16 protein-coding genes are annotated in these 15,862 nt (G+C 33.9%); 10 read left to right on the forward strand and 6 right to left on the reverse strand.

The annotated features are described in order from the left end of the window. Nucleotides 1–85: 85 nt before the first annotated feature. From OZP08_RS10825 to OZP08_RS10845, 5 genes are all read left to right on the forward strand, one after another. Entirely contained in the window at nucleotides 86–973 is an 888-nt protein-coding gene (locus OZP08_RS10825; RefSeq protein ID WP_281321821.1) for an alpha/beta fold hydrolase, read from the forward strand. Nucleotides 974–1,147: 174 nt separating this feature from the next. After that, nucleotides 1,148–1,570: an SRPBCC family protein gene (locus OZP08_RS10830; protein WP_281321822.1), complete on the forward strand. Its 423-nt coding sequence runs from the start codon at nucleotides 1,148–1,150 to the stop codon at nucleotides 1,568–1,570. A 129-nt stretch (nucleotides 1,571–1,699) separates the two neighbouring features. Continuing rightward, entirely contained in the window at nucleotides 1,700–2,392 is a 693-nt protein-coding gene (locus OZP08_RS10835) for a M949_RS01915 family surface polysaccharide biosynthesis protein (protein WP_281321823.1), read from the forward strand. 227 nt (nucleotides 2,393–2,619) lie between these two features. Continuing rightward, nucleotides 2,620–3,207 carry a TetR/AcrR family transcriptional regulator gene (locus OZP08_RS10840; RefSeq protein ID WP_281321824.1) on the forward strand — a complete coding sequence of 196 codons (588 nt, stop codon included), beginning with the start codon at nucleotides 2,620–2,622 and terminating at the stop codon, nucleotides 3,205–3,207. Nucleotides 3,208–3,268: 61 nt separating this feature from the next. Then, complete coding sequence (locus OZP08_RS10845) at nucleotides 3,269–3,628, forward strand: VOC family protein (RefSeq protein ID WP_281321825.1); 360 nt, start codon at nucleotides 3,269–3,271, stop codon at nucleotides 3,626–3,628. A 144-nt stretch (nucleotides 3,629–3,772) separates the two neighbouring features. Here the strand turns inward: OZP08_RS10845 and OZP08_RS10850 are convergent, their stop codons facing one another. The 5 genes from OZP08_RS10850 to OZP08_RS10870 all read right to left on the reverse strand — a co-directional run bounded on the left by OZP08_RS10850 (nucleotide 3,773) and on the right by OZP08_RS10870 (nucleotide 10,140). Then, entirely contained in the window at nucleotides 3,773–5,563 is a 1,791-nt protein-coding gene (locus OZP08_RS10850; protein WP_268846112.1) for an acyl-CoA dehydrogenase FadE, read from the reverse strand. Nucleotides 5,564–5,614: 51 nt separating this feature from the next. Then, nucleotides 5,615–5,965 carry a four helix bundle protein gene (locus OZP08_RS10855; protein ID WP_268846113.1) on the reverse strand — a complete coding sequence of 117 codons (351 nt, stop codon included), beginning with the start codon at nucleotides 5,963–5,965 and terminating at the stop codon, nucleotides 5,615–5,617. A gap of 56 nt (nucleotides 5,966–6,021) precedes the next feature. Beyond that, complete coding sequence (locus OZP08_RS10860; RefSeq protein WP_281321826.1) at nucleotides 6,022–7,203, reverse strand: acetyl-CoA C-acyltransferase; 1,182 nt, start codon at nucleotides 7,201–7,203, stop codon at nucleotides 6,022–6,024. Between the two features lie 95 nt (nucleotides 7,204–7,298). Beyond that, nucleotides 7,299–9,689, reverse strand: coding sequence for a 3-hydroxyacyl-CoA dehydrogenase/enoyl-CoA hydratase family protein (locus OZP08_RS10865; RefSeq protein ID WP_281323608.1), 2,391 nt, complete (start codon nucleotides 9,687–9,689; stop codon nucleotides 7,299–7,301). Then, nucleotides 9,673–10,140, reverse strand: coding sequence for a MarR family winged helix-turn-helix transcriptional regulator (locus OZP08_RS10870; RefSeq protein WP_268846114.1), 468 nt, complete (start codon nucleotides 10,138–10,140; stop codon nucleotides 9,673–9,675). Before OZP08_RS10870 ends, OZP08_RS10865 begins: the two co-directional genes overlap by 17 nt. A 352-nt stretch (nucleotides 10,141–10,492) precedes the next feature. On the opposite strand from OZP08_RS10870, the gene OZP08_RS10875 reads away from it, so the two are divergent. From OZP08_RS10875 to OZP08_RS10890, 4 genes are all read left to right on the forward strand, one after another. Further along, complete coding sequence (locus OZP08_RS10875; RefSeq protein ID WP_268846115.1) at nucleotides 10,493–11,434, forward strand: multicopper oxidase domain-containing protein; 942 nt, start codon at nucleotides 10,493–10,495, stop codon at nucleotides 11,432–11,434. A gap of 17 nt (nucleotides 11,435–11,451) precedes the next feature. Then, nucleotides 11,452–11,880 carry a hypothetical protein gene (locus tag OZP08_RS10880; protein ID WP_268846116.1) on the forward strand — a complete coding sequence of 143 codons (429 nt, stop codon included), beginning with the start codon at nucleotides 11,452–11,454 and terminating at the stop codon, nucleotides 11,878–11,880. Nucleotides 11,881–11,921: 41 nt separating this feature from the next. Further along, on the forward strand, nucleotides 11,922–13,415 hold the full coding sequence (locus OZP08_RS10885) for a tyrosinase family protein (protein ID WP_268846117.1): 1,494 nt from the start codon (nucleotides 11,922–11,924) through the stop codon (nucleotides 13,413–13,415). A gap of 349 nt (nucleotides 13,416–13,764) precedes the next feature. Further along, nucleotides 13,765–14,148, forward strand: coding sequence for a hypothetical protein (locus tag OZP08_RS10890; protein ID WP_268846118.1), 384 nt, complete (start codon nucleotides 13,765–13,767; stop codon nucleotides 14,146–14,148). A gap of 131 nt (nucleotides 14,149–14,279) precedes the next feature. On the opposite strand, the gene OZP08_RS10895 is transcribed toward OZP08_RS10890, so the two are convergent. Continuing rightward, nucleotides 14,280–15,074: a hypothetical protein gene (locus OZP08_RS10895; RefSeq protein WP_268846119.1), complete on the reverse strand. Its 795-nt coding sequence runs from the start codon at nucleotides 15,072–15,074 to the stop codon at nucleotides 14,280–14,282. Between the two features lie 85 nt (nucleotides 15,075–15,159). Here OZP08_RS10895 and OZP08_RS10900 point away from each other — a divergent pair, with 85 nt between their 5' ends. Continuing rightward, complete coding sequence (locus tag OZP08_RS10900; RefSeq protein ID WP_281321827.1) at nucleotides 15,160–15,858, forward strand: porin family protein; 699 nt, start codon at nucleotides 15,160–15,162, stop codon at nucleotides 15,856–15,858. Nucleotides 15,859–15,862: the final 4 nt, after the last annotated feature.

Consider the following 15,862-nt stretch of genomic DNA (forward strand, 5'->3'; position numbering starts at 1 on the left):
AACCGTTTCAAAAACTTCGCAAAGACCTGTGACGTTATTGGTCATTGTAACGGACGATACAACAAGCAACAAACGGATAACAAAAATGAAACGAATAATTGTAATTTTAGGTTTGACATTTTTTGCTTTGACATCGTGTAACGTAAACAAAACTGTAAATAAAAAAATGGAAACAGCAACGACAGACAAGCCGATTTTCAGCAATGGTTATTCCGAAGTGAATGGACTGAAAATGTATTATGAAATTTACGGACAAGGCAAACCGTTTGTTTTAATTCATGGTGGCGGTTCTACGATTCAGTCTAACTTTGAAAAAGTTATTCCGTTGTTCGCAAAAAACAGAAAAGTAATTGCAGTTGAGTTACAAGCACACGGACGAACAAGTGACAGAAATGCAGACTCTACATTTGAACAAGATGCAGATGACGTTACTACACTTCTTAAAAACTTAAACATTGATAAAGCCGACTTTTTAGGTTTTAGCAATGGCGGGACAACAACTTTACAAATTGCTATTCGCCACCCCGAAATAGTGGATAAAATTATTTTAGGTTCTGCACTAGCCAAACGCAATGGAGTTCCCGATTGGTTTTGGGGCTTTATGAAACAAGCCAAGTTGGAGAATATGCCCGAACAACTAAAAACAGCCTATAAACAAGTTGCTGCAGATCCGAACGGTTTGCAAATAATGCACGATAGGGATGCAAAGCGAATGGTAAACTTCAAAGACATTCCAGACGAACAAATTAAATCTGTCAAAGTACCGACTTTAATCATCATAGGCGACAAAGATGTTATTACACCTGAACATGCTATTGAATTGCACAGATTAATTGCTAATTCTGAGCTAGCCATAATTCCGGGTGGACATGGTGAATACATTGGGGAAATAACTACAATAAAACCCGATTTTAAAGAAAGCGAACTTTCTGTGCCTTTGATAGAAAAATTCCTTAACAAAAAGAATGAATAATTATCGAAGGGCTTATTGCTTGTAAACTTTATCTTAAATTGATTACATTTGAGCAAACGCTTTCCTAAACTTTGCGTGGCTAGATGCGCTATGTGTTATTGAATAGCGACACTAAAATTTTAAGCAACTGTAAGACAAAATGTAGCAATAACTTAAGAGATAAAAACAAGATATATGGCAACAAATATTTCAAAATTAAAGATTAACGCAACACTTGATAGAGTGTGGGACGTTTTGACTAAACCAGAGTTCGTAAAGCTGTGGCAATACGGTAGTGACTTACAGACCAATTGGGAAGTTGGTCATGCAATTAAATTCGAGACAAAATGGGAAAACAAAATATTTGAACAATGGGGAACTGTTTTGGAGTTTACACCAACGACAAAGCTTCGATATTCTTTATTTGCGCCAAGACCTGAGCTTGAAGACAAACCAGAAAATTACTTTGAAATGATTTATTCATTGACTCATGACAATGGACAAACTAAACTTGAAATTATACAAGAGGACAACAGACCCAATGCTGTTCAAGAAGACGAACAAGGAGAGGAAAATCCTTTCTTAAAAACGTTGAAACAAATTGCCGAAACGAATTAATAAACAAAATATTAGAATAGGAGAGCAGTGCAAAACTCAAAGTCTGCCCTCAGATTAAATTTTAGAGCTAAAAAACGTTCATTACCATTGCGCGGAATGTTAGCCGTTATATAAAAGAATAAACACAAAATGAATATAATTAAAACAGTAACTATTTTCTCAGCACTTATTTTTATTGGTTGTAACAAAAAAGGAGAAAATGAAAATATTAAAATCGATAAAGAAGAAAAACCAAGTTTAGAGATTATCACAGAAAAGCTTTCCGAGGGAGACTTACCAAAAGAAATACTTTTTGATGGAGAACCAAAAGAAATAACTAAACTGAAAGATTTAAAAGGAGAACATATAATTCTTTTGACAGAAACAGGAGAAGTTCCGAGTCCTCAAAAAATAAATGATGATGAAGAAGAGGAAAGGGATTTTAGAATTTATGCTTATGATTATTTACTCGATAAAAATGACAACAAGTATAAACTAAACTGGAAAATACAAGATTTTGTTTCTAATTGTGAATTCGATTTGATAGTGGGATTTTTAAAAGACACCTTTAAAATAACGGATTTGAACAAAAATGGCATTGCAGAAATTTGGACTATGTATCAAATGGGATGTGTATCAGACGTGAGCCCAATAGATAAGAAAATAATAATGTACCAAGGAAAACAAAAGTTTGCATTAAGAGGTACTAGTTCTGTAAATCCTGGAGATGGTAAAATAGGAGGGGAGTATAAACTTGATGAAAAGATGAGTAACGCTCCAAAAGAAATTAAAGCATTTGCTATCGAAATGTGGAAAAAAAATTGCCCACAGAAATATGAATAAAAGGCAAAAGACTAACTGTAGTTCTATAAAACTGAGTTTTTAGCTTTAAAGCATTGTTGGTTTTGTCTTGTGAATTTTTTCTTTAAGCGTTTGTATTAGGCTAACTTATTCCCGTCTTTATTAGGCTGACGGGATGGTTAGCCTTAATTTTTGCAAAGACCTCAAAAAAAATTAAAAAAAAATTAAAAAAATGTATAATCGAATGATTATTCGATTATATTTGCATCATGAGATTGAAAGACGAAAATAAAGAGTTCATAATACGGCAGAAAGCTATCGAAATGATAGTTAATGAAGGTTTTGATGGTCTTAGTATGCAAAAATTAGCTAAGAAGGCTAATATTTCGCCTTCTACAATCTATGTATATTTTAATAGTCGAGAAGATTTAGTAAACAAGCTATACCTAGAGGTGCAGGACAAATTTGAAAAAGACGCATTGGATAATTTTAGTGCTGACTTGAATTTTGAAGATGGCTTGTGGCTTCAATGGAAAAACCGACTTAAAAATATTATCCAAAATCCGTTGGAGTATCAGTTTTATGAACAATTTAGAAGCTCGCCGCTAATCAATCATAAAGATATTCAGCCAACTGTTTTTAGAAAAAAAATGAATGAGTTTGTTGACAATGCAGTGCGTAATAAGGAAATTATTGACTTGCCATCGGAGATATTTTGGGCTTTGGCTTATGGACCATTTTATACACTTATAAAGTTTAATTTGAATAAATCAACAATGGCAGGTAAACCATTCACTTTGACAGATCAAAATCTAAGACAAGCTTTTGATCTTGTTTTAAAAGCATTGAAAGCATAATTTTTTTAACTTAAAAATAAACGAACGTTCGATTATTAATTAACCAATAAAAATAAAAACAATGACAATTAATCACTTAAATCTAGTAGTTACAGACGTAACCAATGCAGTAAATTTTTTTGAAACACATTTCGATTTTAACTGCGAATTTGTAAAAGGCGATAGTGTAATCGCCGTTTTGAAAAACAAAGAAAATTTCACTCTTGTTATTATGGGCAACAAAAATGGAGACACTACTTATCCCAAAGCCTTTCACATAGGTTTTATGTTAGACAGTACAGAAGAAGTAGATAGTCTTCATAAAAAACTAGTTGATAATAAAATTGAAGTAGATCAGTCACCTAAAAAAATAAGGGACAGTTATGCTTTTTACTTTTATTTTGACAACTTATTTATTGAAGTTGGGCATTACCTAAAGTAAAAAGTCATCTTCAACAATGAAGCCTATTTTGAGCGGAATTGCATCTGTTGCAAATCCGAAATTGGATAACATAAAAAAGCCGCTTTGTCATTCAGGGGACAAATGCGGCTTTTTAAACAAAAAAAAACTAAAAAAAAGATTTTATTAGAAGCAGTATGCGTTTTCTGCAACTAATTTAGTGGTGATCGTTTCTCTTAAACCAACAACATTTGGCATGTTAGTGTATTTAGTATAACGACGTAATCCCATTAACATCATACGTTGTTCATCACCTTCAGCAAAAGAAATAATGCTTTCTTTTCCTTTTTGAGTAATAATATCTACTGCTTGGTACAAGTATAATTGTGCCATTGCGATTTGTTCTTTTACTTTATCAGCACCGTTAGCTTTGGCTAATTTTTCAGTTCTCAAGATAGTACTTTCAGCCATGTAGATTTCAATTAAGATATCTGAAGCTGCCATTAGTAACTGTTGGTGTCCTTCTAAGTCTGGACCGTATTTTTGAACGGCTCCACCAGCAACCATTAGGAACGCTTTTTTCAATTTACCAATCATTTCTTTTTCCTCAGCAAATAATTCAGAATAATCAGGAGTATCAAAAGATGGAATTCCCATTAATTCTTCTTGCACTTTAGAAGCTGGTCCTAGTAAATCAACGTGACCTTTCATGGCTTTTTTGATTAACATACCAACAGAAAGCATTCTGTTGATTTCGTTTGTTCCTTCGTAGATACGAGCAATACGAGCATCTCTCCAAGCACTTTCCATAGGAGTGTCTTCTGAGAATCCCATTCCACCAAAGATTTGAATTCCTTCATCAGCACAATTTTGTACGTCTTCAGAAACAGCTACTTTCAAGATAGAACACTCGATAGCGTATTCTTCAACACCTTTCAATTCTGATTCTTGGTGTGAAACACCTTCTGCTTCGCGAGCAGTGATTCTGTCTTCAATGTCTTTTGCAGCACGGTAAGAAGCACTTTCTCCTGCGTAGCAAGAAGTTGCCATCTCAGCTAATTTAGAACGAATAGCTCCAAATTGAGAGATAGAAGTATTAAATTGGATTCTTTCATTAGAATAGTTCACCGCTCCAGAGATTACTCTACGTTGTGCATCTAAACAAGCAGCTGCTAATTTGATACGACCTACGTTCAAAGCATTCATTGCGATTTTGAAACCGTTTCCTCTTTCAGACAACATGTTTTCAACAGGAACTTTTGTTTCATTAAAGAAAACCTGACGTGTAGATGAAGAACGAATACCTAATTTATGCTCTTCTTCATTCATAGAGATTCCATTATCTGGAGTGTTTTCTACGATAAATCCAGTGATGTTTTTGTCGTCACCAATTCTTGCGAATACGATGAATACTGAACAGAATCCTGCATTCGAAATCCACATTTTTTGTCCAGTGATCGAATAGGTTTTTCCGTCTTCTGATAAAACAGCTTTTGTTTTTCCAGAATTAGCATCAGATCCAGCACCTGGTTCAGTCAAGCAATACGCTCCAAACCATTCTCCAGAAGCTAATTTTGGTACGTATTTTTGTTTTTGTTCTTCTGTTCCGTATAATGTGATTGGCATTGTTCCAATTCCAGTGTGAGCTCCAAAAGCTGTAGAGAATGAACCCGTTGCTCCCGAAATATAATCACATACCAAAACAGTATTTACAAATCCCATTCCCATTCCTCCATAAGACTCAGGTACTGCTACGCTTAAGAAACCAAGATCTCCCGCTTTTTTCATACACTCTTGTGTATAAGCGTAATCTTTTTTCTCAAAACGATCTTTGTGTGCCCACAATTCTTTGTCAACGAACTCTTTTACAGAGTCACGCATCATTAATTGCTCTTCATTGAAGTCTTCTGGTGTGAAGATATCTTCACATTTTGTTTCTTTTACGATGAATTGACCACCTCTTGTTTTGTCGCTCATTTCTTTATTTTTTTGTTAAGATGAAAGAAAATAGAATATAGAAAATAGACTTTACTTTAGTCCATTTTGAAATCCCATCGTCATCCTTTGGAATTCTTCTATTTTAATTTCTAATTGGTTAAATTGTATTTCGCTAATATATTTTCTGTGTTTCGCAATCAATAATTGCGTAATAAGTTCGAATGAAGATCCAAGAGAAATATCTAAAAAGTGACTGAAAGATTTATCAGTTCTTGAAGAGCCTTCAGCAATATTACTGGGAATTGAAACTGAACATCTGCTAATTTGGGAACTTAAGTCATATCGTTCATGTTTTGGAAATTCTAATAGTAAATCTGAAATCTCATTTGCGATTGTTATTCCAAGTTGCCAAATCTTCAAGTTCTTATAATTATGTCTCATTCGTTTATCTTAAAGGCATATATCTATATTCTATTCTCTATGTTCTATATTCTTTTTTAGAGTACTTCAAAAATTCCCGCAGATCCCTGACCAGTTCCAACACACATACTCACAATTCCGTATTTGCTTCCTCTGCGTTTCATTTCATCAAACAATTGAACTGATAATTTGGCTCCAGTACAACCTAGAGGGTGACCCAAGGCAATAGCTCCACCATTAACATTGATGATATCAGGATTCAAGTTTAGTTCGCGGGTAACTGCCAATGCTTGTGAAGCAAATGCTTCGTTCAATTCAATTAAATCGATATCATTTAGAGTCAATCCAGCTTGTTTTAATGCTTTTGGAATGGCTTTTACAGGACCAATTCCCATAATTCTTGGTTCAACACCTGCTGAGGCGAAGTTTACCAATCTAGCGATAGGCTCAAGGTTTAATTCTTTTACCATTTCTTCGCTCATAACCAGTACAAAAGCAGCACCATCACTCATTTGTGAAGAGTTACCTGCAGTTACACTTCCGTCAGCAGCAAAAACCGCTCTAAGACCAGCCAATGCTTCTAGAGAAGTTCCGGCTCTTGGCCCTTCGTCTTTGTTTACCACATATGATTTGGTTTCTTTTTTACCATTTTCATTGATAAAAGTTTGCTCTACAGTGATAGGCACAATTTGTTTGTCAAATTTACCTTCAGCTTGCGCTTTCAAAGCTTTGTTATGCGATTGAAAAGCAAATTCATCTTGATCTGCACGAGAAATGTTGAATTGTTTAGCCACCGCTTCCGATGTTAATCCCATTCCCCAGTAGTAATCCTCATGTCCTGCTTTTGCAACAGCGTAATCCGGAGTAGGTTTGTAACCTCCCATCGGGATATAACTCATACTCTCAGCTCCACCGGCAATGATACAATGTGCCATTCCTGATTGGATTTTAGCAGTTGCCATTCCGATTGTTTCCAATCCAGAAGCGCAGTATCTGTTTACAGTAACTCCAGGTACATCATCTACTTTTAATCCCATCAAAGAGATTAAACGACCCACGTTCAAACCTTGTTCTGCTTCCGGCATGGCATTTCCTACCATAACGTCGTCAATACGTGTTTTGTCAAAATCAGGTAACTCATTCATCATGTATTGAATGGTTTCTGCCGCCAATTCATCAGGTCTTTTAAATCTAAAAACTCCTTTTGGCGCTTTACCTACCGCAGTACGATAAGCTTTAACTATATATGCTGTTTTCATTTGTTTTTGTTTTTTAAGATTAGAGAATATAGAGTATAGAAAATAGACTTTAAACGTTGTCTTAAATCTATTTTCTATATTCTTTGTTCTATTTTCTAATTACGAAGCGGTTTCCCTTTGGTTAACATAAATTGAATTCTTTCCAATGTTTTTCTTTCGGTACAAAGTGACAAGAAAGCTTCGCGTTCAAGGTCTAATAAATATTGCTCAGATACCAAAGTTTGCTCAGATAAATCACCACCAGCCATAACATAAGCCAGTTTGTTTGCAATTTTTAAATCGTGCTCAGAGATGTATTTACCAGCAACCATTTGGTTGGTTCCAACCAAGAACATTCCTAATGCTTGTTTACCTAAAACTTTTACATCTGTTCTGCGAATTGGTTGTGTATAACCCGCTTCGGCCATTAATAAAGCATGTTTTTTAGCTTCGGCAATCTGACGATCTTTGTTTACTACAATGATGTCTTTACCGTGTTGTAAAAGTCCGGTATCAAAAGCTTCGTAACCAGAAGTTGAAACTTTTGCCATAGCGATAGTTAAGAAATATTCTTGAAGAACATTCAACTCAACATCATTTTTGCGGAATAAATCGGATGCACGCATGGCCATTTCTTTAGAACCACCACCGCCAGGAATTACCCCAACACCAAATTCAACTAATCCCATATAGGTTTCTGCTGCAGCAACCACTTTATCAGCGTGTAAGCTCATTTCGCAACCACCACCAAAAGTCATTCCGTGAGGAGCAACTACTACTGGGATTCCAGAATAACGCACACGCATCATAGTGTCTTGGAACATTTTGATAGCCATATTAAGCTCATCGTATTCTTGCTCTACAGCCATCATGAATATCATTCCGATATTGGCACCAACAGAGAAATTCGCTGCTTGGTTTCCAATAACCAAACCTTGGTATTCTTTTTCAGATAAATCAATGGCTTTATTGATGGCTTGAAGTACATCTCCACCAATAGTATTCATTTTTGATTGGAATTCTAAGTTCAAGATTCCGTCTCCTAAATCTTGGATGATTGCACCACTATTGCTCCATACTTTTTTGCTTTCGCGAATGTTGTTTAGGATGATGAATGCATCTTGACCAGGAACTTTAGTTTGTGATTTTGTTGGAATATTATAGAAATATGTAGCTCCATCTTTTACAGTATAGAAACTTGTGCTTCCAGAAGCAATCATTTCGGTAACCCAAGCTGCAGGCTCAAGACCTTCGGCTTTCATGATTTCGATTCCTTTTTCAACACCAATAGCATCCCAAATTTCGAATGGACCATTTTCCCATCCAAAACCAGCTTTCATGGCATCGTCTATTTTGTATAACTCATCAGAGATTTCAGGAATACGGTTAGAAACATAAGCAAACATTCCAGAGAAACTTTTTCTGTAGAATTCACCTGCTTTGTCTTTTCCTTTAACCAAAACCTTAAATCGGTTGATTGGTTTGTCTATTGTTTTTGTTAATTCTAAAGTAGCAAAAGAAGCTTTTTTAGCAGGACGGTATTCAAGAGTTTCTAAGTCTAAAGAAAGAATGTCTTTGTCAACTTTTTTGTAGAAACCTTGACCAGTTTTACTTCCGTACCATTTGTTTTCCATCATTTTGTTTACAAAATCCGGAAGTTTGAACAATTCGTGTTGTTCGTCTGTTGGACAGTTTTCGTAGATTCCGTTGGCAACATGTACCAAAGTATCTAGTCCAACAACATCTACAGTTCTGAAAGTAGCTGATTTTGGACGACCAATAACCGGTCCTGTTAATTTATCAACTTCTTCAATTGTTAATCCCAATTCTTTTACCAAGTGGAATAAACTTTGGATTCCGTAAATACCAATACGGTTTCCGATGAAAGCCGGAGTATCTTTGGCAACAACAGATGTTTTACCCAAGAATTTCTCTCCGTATACTGTTAAGAAATCCAATACTTCTGAAGAAGTTTGTGGACCAGGAATAATTTCGAATAATTTTAAGTAACGCGCAGGGTTAAAAAAGTGAGTACCGCAGAAATGTTTTTGGAAATCTTCGCTGCGTCCTTCGCTCATGAAGTGAATTGGAATACCTGATGTGTTTGATGTAACCAATGTTCCCGGTTTTCTGAATTTTTCAATTTGTTCAAAAACCATTTTTTTGATATCCAAACGCTCCACAACCACTTCTATGATCCAATCTACATTGGCAATTTTTGCCATATCGTCTGTAGTATTTCCAGTTGTGATTCGGTTAGCGAATTTTTGGCTGTAAATAGGAGAGGGCTTAGATTTTAATGAGTTGGCTAAATGCTCGTTTACCACACGGTTACGAACAATTTTACTTTCAAGTGTAAGCCCTTTTTTGGCTTCAGCATCTGTCAATTCTCTTGGAACAATGTCCAAAAGTAAGACTTCGACTCCAATGTTGGCAAAATGACAAGCAATTCCTGAACCCATAATTCCGGATCCAATTACTGCTACTTTTTTAATGGTGCGTTTCATCATTATTGTTTTCTTGTTGATTAAATATATTTTTATTCTGAATTAGTTCGTTGATCGTTTCAGCTACTTCTATAAAATTGTTTAGTTTTTCCTCAGAAACATGTTTTCTAATCGTTTCATTAAAGCTTAAAACTGTATTTCTTGAAAGCTCTCTTTTTTCTTTTCCAAATTCGGTTAGATAAATCAAAACGCCTCTACCGTCTTCTGGGTTTTTCTTCCTAACTATTAGCCCTTTTTCCTCCATCGATTTTAGGGTTCTGGTTAAGCTTGTCGCTTCCATTCCCATTCTTGGTCCTAAAGCTGTAGAAGGTGTTCCTTCCTCTCTGTCAATACTTAATAGGGCAAATCCGGTTGCCATTGTTGCATCATACTTATTGGCTTCTTCATTGTACATTCTGGATACTGCCTGCCAAGTTGCTCTTAGGATATAATCTATTGTTTTGTTTTTCATGTTTTACTATATCGATTTCAAATGTAATAAAAAAAATACTATGCATGCATAATAAATTTTGTTTTTTTTTAATTTTTTATAAATATAAATAAAAAACTCCTTTAAAATAAGGAGTTTAGTGAATATTATGCATGCGCTGTATTTTTCCATTTTTAGCAAAGTTTCCAAGAGATAGAAGTTCAAATTCTTCCCAAACGACAGTAAGATTTGGTAGCTTAAGTTGGGAAAACTGTTTGTTTTTTTTCAACTGAAATATAGGTGTTTATACTCTTTTTTATGGTTTTTAATGGTTCTAAATTTGAATTGTTATGACCAAACAGTTGGTCTATAGATTATTAATTTGAGTTTATAAATGAAAGGATGGAATAAAATTGCACTGTTATTTTCTTTTTTGTTTGCCAATGGTTTTTTGTTTTCTCAAAATGAAAAGCTAATTATAGGGAGAACAACTGGCAAGCTAAGTATTAAGAAAAATTTGGAGGTACGAACTTTTGGTTTCAGCAACACTCTTTCCGGACAAGTAACGCTGCCTGGTTCATGTATAGATGTTAAGGAAGGCGATAATGTAAGTATTGATTTATGGAATATTTCTCAAGGAAATCCAATTTCTATGTTTTGTAATGAAATTGAGTTTGTACAGCACAATGAAGCCAAAGAAATAATGAAGAAAAAAGAAGCCATAGACCATATGGGACATGGGTTTTATTCTTTTTTGGCAACAAAGGCCGGTACTTATCTTTATTATAGTCCTGAAAATTATCCTTTTAATCTCCAGGCTGGTATGTTTGGAATAATTATTATACGACCAAAAGAGAAGGATTCTTCGTTTGTTATGCCTTGTACTGAAACATTATGGTGTAGTTATGAAATCGATACAAAGTGGCATACCGATGCAATTATGGATGTGGAGTACGACGATATCAACAAACCAATTGCTCTTCCTGACTATAAGCCCAATTATTTTTTGATTAATGGTAAAATAACTACTGAAATAGGAGGGTTACAATCTTTAAAGAATAAAAAGGAAACAGTATTGCTGCGTTTGGTTAATTCAGGTTTATATCTTCATGAAATCCTATTTCCATCGAGTGCAAAACTTCAGTTAGTTTCTGGAAAAGATACCGCTATGATAGCATTACCGAAAGGGAATAAAGTAAATCTTCACCCAAGAGAATGCCTTGAACTACTTGTTTCTTTAGAAAATGTACCTGAAAAGGAACAGATTATCTACCATTTTATAGATCCAATTTTAAATAGAATAAGCAACAAAAAAAACATTCCTGTTTTTTATTAAAACTCAAACCAATATTTATGAAACCAATATTCTGTACTATTATTTTCCTTTTGTTTTTTTTCAACTCATTTGGGCAAAACAAACCTACTTTTTCTGTAGTAGGTAATGCAACCAATAAGGAAAGTCTGCTAAGAAATAAACGTCTGGATGTTTCTAAAATTAAAGTAGAAAATATTTCTAATAAGCCTATATATCTTGTTTGGGAAACAGTATCGAATACATTTCCGAAAGAATGGGATTGTTCGATGTGCCAGCATGGAGCGTGCCAAATAGGAATTCCTAAAGGTTCTGCTTTTAATAAGCTAAATGCAGATCAGCAAGGATTTATTGCTATTCATGTGATTCCTGATAACAGAGTTGGTAATGGAATCGTGAAATTTAAAATTTATGATAAAGCAAATCCGGATTATGTTAAGATTCTAACCTTTGAAGTAGAAGTACTTTAATATAAATACCAAAAAATAATAACCAATTAAAAACAAACTATATGAAAAAAACTATTCTTTTATTATCAGCCATTTTGATTACTGGTTTATGCCATAGTCAAGATAAAAGCAACACAATCTATGTTCGAAAAAACGCTAATTCACCAGAAGCTCAGGCTGATCTTGAAGCAATGAATGTTGCCTTCAAAAAAATGCGTGAAATGGGATGCGAAAATGGTCTGGCTTGGTACTACCAAGGAGCAATTCACAATATTCCAAATGTAATTAATGGAAAAAATGCTCTTTGTTCAAAATATCAAAATGGTACAGATAAATTATGGGCTTGGGGGGATTGTACACATACTTCTACTCAAAATGCGTCTTTGAATTTTCTTTTATGGCATAGAATGTATACTTGGTATTTAGAAAAAATTATTAGAGAATTATCAGGAAAAAAAGATTTTGCTCTACCATACTGGAATTATGGAAGTACTGAAGTTAATGATAATATTATGGCTGCGCAAACAAGGAATAAATCGGGTTCTTTGTATGAAGCTGCCAGATATAGTGTTCTTAACGCAGGAAAACCAATTCCAGCAGATGAGGTTACACAAATTCAGTTAGCACTTAATGAATTAAGAACGAATCCTTCATTTGCTGGAAATGCTGGATTTAGTAAAAAACTAGAAGGTTCACCTCATGGTTTTATGCACGATCTTATTGGGGGATATTATGCTAACCCTCCAGAAACGTATTATAACCAAATATACCAGAAAAATATGTCTGGATTAATGGCAAATGTAGACTCAGCAGGATTTGATCCTATTTTTTGGTTGCATCATAGTATGGTTGATCGTATTTGGGAATCTTGGGATGTTTCATCTTATGGACAGCGCCCAACTTTAGAAGAATTAAAAGCTCATCCTTGGCCTTATGAGTTTATAGCTCCTAATGGAGACCATGTTACTTATACTATGGATGAAATGTATAAAGTAGTCTTTAATTTAGATTACAAATATGACGATTTACTTTATGAATCCACGCCTGAAGCTATTGCTTCTAGTGATCAAGTGATTTTAACTCCTAATGAATCATCAGCAAAGAGTAAAATTTCTTTTCAAGATTCAAAAGAAAAAATTATATGGGAACAAAAAATTGGAAAAATAATCGATGAGAAAGCCTTTGTTCAAAAAGTAACTAGCAAATTGGCGAAAGAAACTAATAAATCTTTTAAAAGCGAAGCTAATTCCAACATCGTACTGAATTTGGATGTAGTGGTTTACAAAGAACCAACGGATTATTATACAGTTTATCTTCGTTATCCTGGGAAAGAAGACCAATATGTTGGGGTGATGACTTTCTTTGGAGTTGCTCATGATCATGGAACCGGAGAAAATCATACGATTGGAGAGAATGGGGTTAAACTTAATTTCTCATACTATGTTTCAGATGATTTATTGGCTTCGGATGGCAACTTCGATATTATTATTGAAAAGAAAGGAATTGGTGATGCTAAAGTAACACTTGAAAAAATAAGTATGGCAAAGGTGAACTAAGCCATTAGCTAAGAACTATTATTTAAAAAAAAAACGGCACTTAAATAAAGTGCCGTTTTTTATTGAGATTACTCGTTTGTTGGAATTGTAAAGATTAGATATTTCGTCTAGCTTACTAAATTGTTTTTTCCCTATCTAAAAAAGTCAATGTTTTCATTTTGTCACAATTTACTTATTAGCCTAATTCTATGTAGCTAAAAAGTGATGTTTTGTGTATTTAATATATTGAAAAACAAGTATTTATACTCTTTTTGATATTGCTTTTATGAGGTAAATTTGATGTCACTATTTTTTGATTATAAAAAAGCCTTTAAAATCAACTTAAAAATTAACCTAAAAATAAAAAAACATGGAAGTAGTAGCTTACAGAGGACTGATTACGACCCTTGATAGTTTTATCGAACGGTTGCAAGGACGCGGAGAAATAACAACGCAAGACATTCTTGATAATGCGAGTATTGCTTACTTTACGGCAAAAAATTTGGATTATAAAAGTGCAGAAATTCATAAAGCCCTAATGGGTATAGGGAAAGGTGAAATCACATTGATAAAAAAAGAAGATTTAACTAAATTTAAAGCTGTGATTAAGCCCAATCCAGAGACAAATTTTCTAAATCACGCTTTATTGTCTAATATTAGTGCCCAAAATGCATTTATAGCTTTAAAGAGTTCTGGTGTTCATTTTGTTTACGATGGTGGTCATACTAAAGCCAAAGCGTCTGAGGTATGGTAAATCTTGAGAATAGAAATAGAAATATGTAAAAAGCGTCCCATAGGAGGACGCTTTTTGATGTTATTTAAATTGATTTGCTATTTCAAATAAATGCTATTGTATTTTTTTTACAGAACAAAATGCAATGATTTTTAATCAAGAACGTACGAAAATTTACCATTAAGAATGTAATTTTTGCCAACGGCAGTATTACAAAAAATAATAGTGAGAATTTTGCCGTCATTTTTTACGTAGAATTTCGTTCCTTCTGACGCATTATCTCCATTAGGCCCATACCATCCTCCGTAATCCTCAATAAATAACTTCGCTTTTCCGGTTGATAAATTGATGTTATTTCCAAATTCATATTCTCCAACGGTATATTCACCTGTTAATGGAGGGTTCTTGTTGTTTTCATTAAATTGTACATAAATACGTGCGGTAGCATTACTGGAAGAAGTTGAAAATTCGATATTCCCTTCATTAGATCCCCAACTAGGATAGGATTTATCTACTTTGTAAATACTGATTTTTGTATTACCTAGATTAACGCTGTTATTGACCACAGGATTGCAGGGTGCCGTAATAGATGTTTTAAAAGAGTATTCATCGCCGTAACCAACACCTGTTTCATTTATAGCATAAAATCTGCAATAATAGGTTGTGTTTTCTTTAAATAATGAATAGGTTTCGAATGTCTCACCAAATCGGGATCCTTTGGGTATTTTGTTGTCATTTACCGTAGGATTTGAATTTTCTCCCCAAGCAATGCCATATTCGGTGATTTTTTTACCTCCTTCACTACGTATTATGCCACCTAAAGAAGCAGAATTTGCCTGAATATTTTGCGGTTCGTAAGTTGTTACAATCGGAACAATATAATCTATCTTGTCTATTTCACAACCACTTATCAATACAACTAACAATAGGAAAGATAACTTTTTCATCTAAAATAATTTTCTGCCAAATGTAAATATTTTAACAATATATTTGCATTAAATTTTTAAAATATAATTTTTTAGTCCCCCATTTATGAAGTCATTCAAAATATTTTTTTTTATTCTTTTAATAAGTTTTTCAAATTCACAGATACAGGCACAATTTCGTAGTAACGGAAGGGGACTTTTTGAAGGTAGATTCGGTATTACTGCTGGGTATACCAATTATGTTTTAGAGTCGAATGTCCTTTTTACAAAATCTCAACCAGGTTATTTACTAGGGGTAGTTTCTACTGTTGAATTTACGGATTATCTAGAGTTACAAGTTGGTTTAAATTATATGCATCACAGAATGAAATTCGTAGGCAAATCTGATCTCGAGGCAGAGCCTGAGGATTTAAATTTTAGACTCGAAAACTTTGATATACCACTTATTTTAAATTATAATTTTTTTGATAATGATGAGTGGAAAATAGGAGTGAATGCTGGCTTTACGATTAGTTTAATGCAGTCATATACATGTGCGGATGATAGTAAAGAAGATTATATTCTTGAGCCAGTCAATTTGGATGTGAAATACTTGAATTTTGACCAAGAAAATGAGAGCTTATCTTTTAACACTTATATTCCTTTAGGTGTAGGTGCAGAATTTAAAAATATTGCATGTAATTTAAGATATAATATGGGACTAAGTGACCCGTTCAGACAGGCACCATTTTATAATGCTGCATTTGAAACAAAGGCAAAGCAAAATTTTTATAGTGTATCATTTACTTACTTTTTTGATAATTAAAAAA

Source organism: Flavobacterium aestivum (assembly GCF_026870175.2).
Classification (GTDB): domain Bacteria; phylum Bacteroidota; class Bacteroidia; order Flavobacteriales; family Flavobacteriaceae; genus Flavobacterium; species Flavobacterium aestivum.

Bases quoted from the DNA above. Each gene is read 5' to 3' on its own strand.
- OZP08_RS10825 (WP_281321821.1), top strand. From the start codon at position 86: ATGAAACGAATAATTGTAATTTTAGGTTTGACATTTTTTGCTTTGACA.
- OZP08_RS10830 (WP_281321822.1), top strand. From the start codon at position 1,148: ATGGCAACAAATATTTCAAAATTAAAGATTAACGCAACACTTGATAGA.
- OZP08_RS10835 (WP_281321823.1), top strand. From the start codon at position 1,700: ATGAATATAATTAAAACAGTAACTATTTTCTCAGCACTTATTTTTATT.
- OZP08_RS10840 (WP_281321824.1), top strand. From the start codon at position 2,620: ATGAGATTGAAAGACGAAAATAAAGAGTTCATAATACGGCAGAAAGCT.
- OZP08_RS10845 (WP_281321825.1), top strand. From the start codon at position 3,269: ATGACAATTAATCACTTAAATCTAGTAGTTACAGACGTAACCAATGCA.
- OZP08_RS10850 (WP_268846112.1), bottom strand. From the start codon at position 5,563: ATGAGCGACAAAACAAGAGGTGGTCAATTCATCGTAAAAGAAACAAAA.
- OZP08_RS10855 (WP_268846113.1), bottom strand. From the start codon at position 5,965: ATGAGACATAATTATAAGAACTTGAAGATTTGGCAACTTGGAATAACA.
- OZP08_RS10860 (WP_281321826.1), bottom strand. From the start codon at position 7,203: ATGAAAACAGCATATATAGTTAAAGCTTATCGTACTGCGGTAGGTAAA.
- OZP08_RS10865 (WP_281323608.1), bottom strand. From the start codon at position 9,689: ATGAAACGCACCATTAAAAAAGTAGCAGTAATTGGATCCGGAATTATG.
- OZP08_RS10870 (WP_268846114.1), bottom strand. From the start codon at position 10,140: ATGAAAAACAAAACAATAGATTATATCCTAAGAGCAACTTGGCAGGCA.
- OZP08_RS10875 (WP_268846115.1), top strand. From the start codon at position 10,493: ATGAAAGGATGGAATAAAATTGCACTGTTATTTTCTTTTTTGTTTGCC.
- OZP08_RS10880 (WP_268846116.1), top strand. From the start codon at position 11,452: ATGAAACCAATATTCTGTACTATTATTTTCCTTTTGTTTTTTTTCAAC.
- OZP08_RS10885 (WP_268846117.1), top strand. From the start codon at position 11,922: ATGAAAAAAACTATTCTTTTATTATCAGCCATTTTGATTACTGGTTTA.
- OZP08_RS10890 (WP_268846118.1), top strand. From the start codon at position 13,765: ATGGAAGTAGTAGCTTACAGAGGACTGATTACGACCCTTGATAGTTTT.
- OZP08_RS10895 (WP_268846119.1), bottom strand. From the start codon at position 15,074: ATGAAAAAGTTATCTTTCCTATTGTTAGTTGTATTGATAAGTGGTTGT.
- OZP08_RS10900 (WP_281321827.1), top strand. From the start codon at position 15,160: ATGAAGTCATTCAAAATATTTTTTTTTATTCTTTTAATAAGTTTTTCA.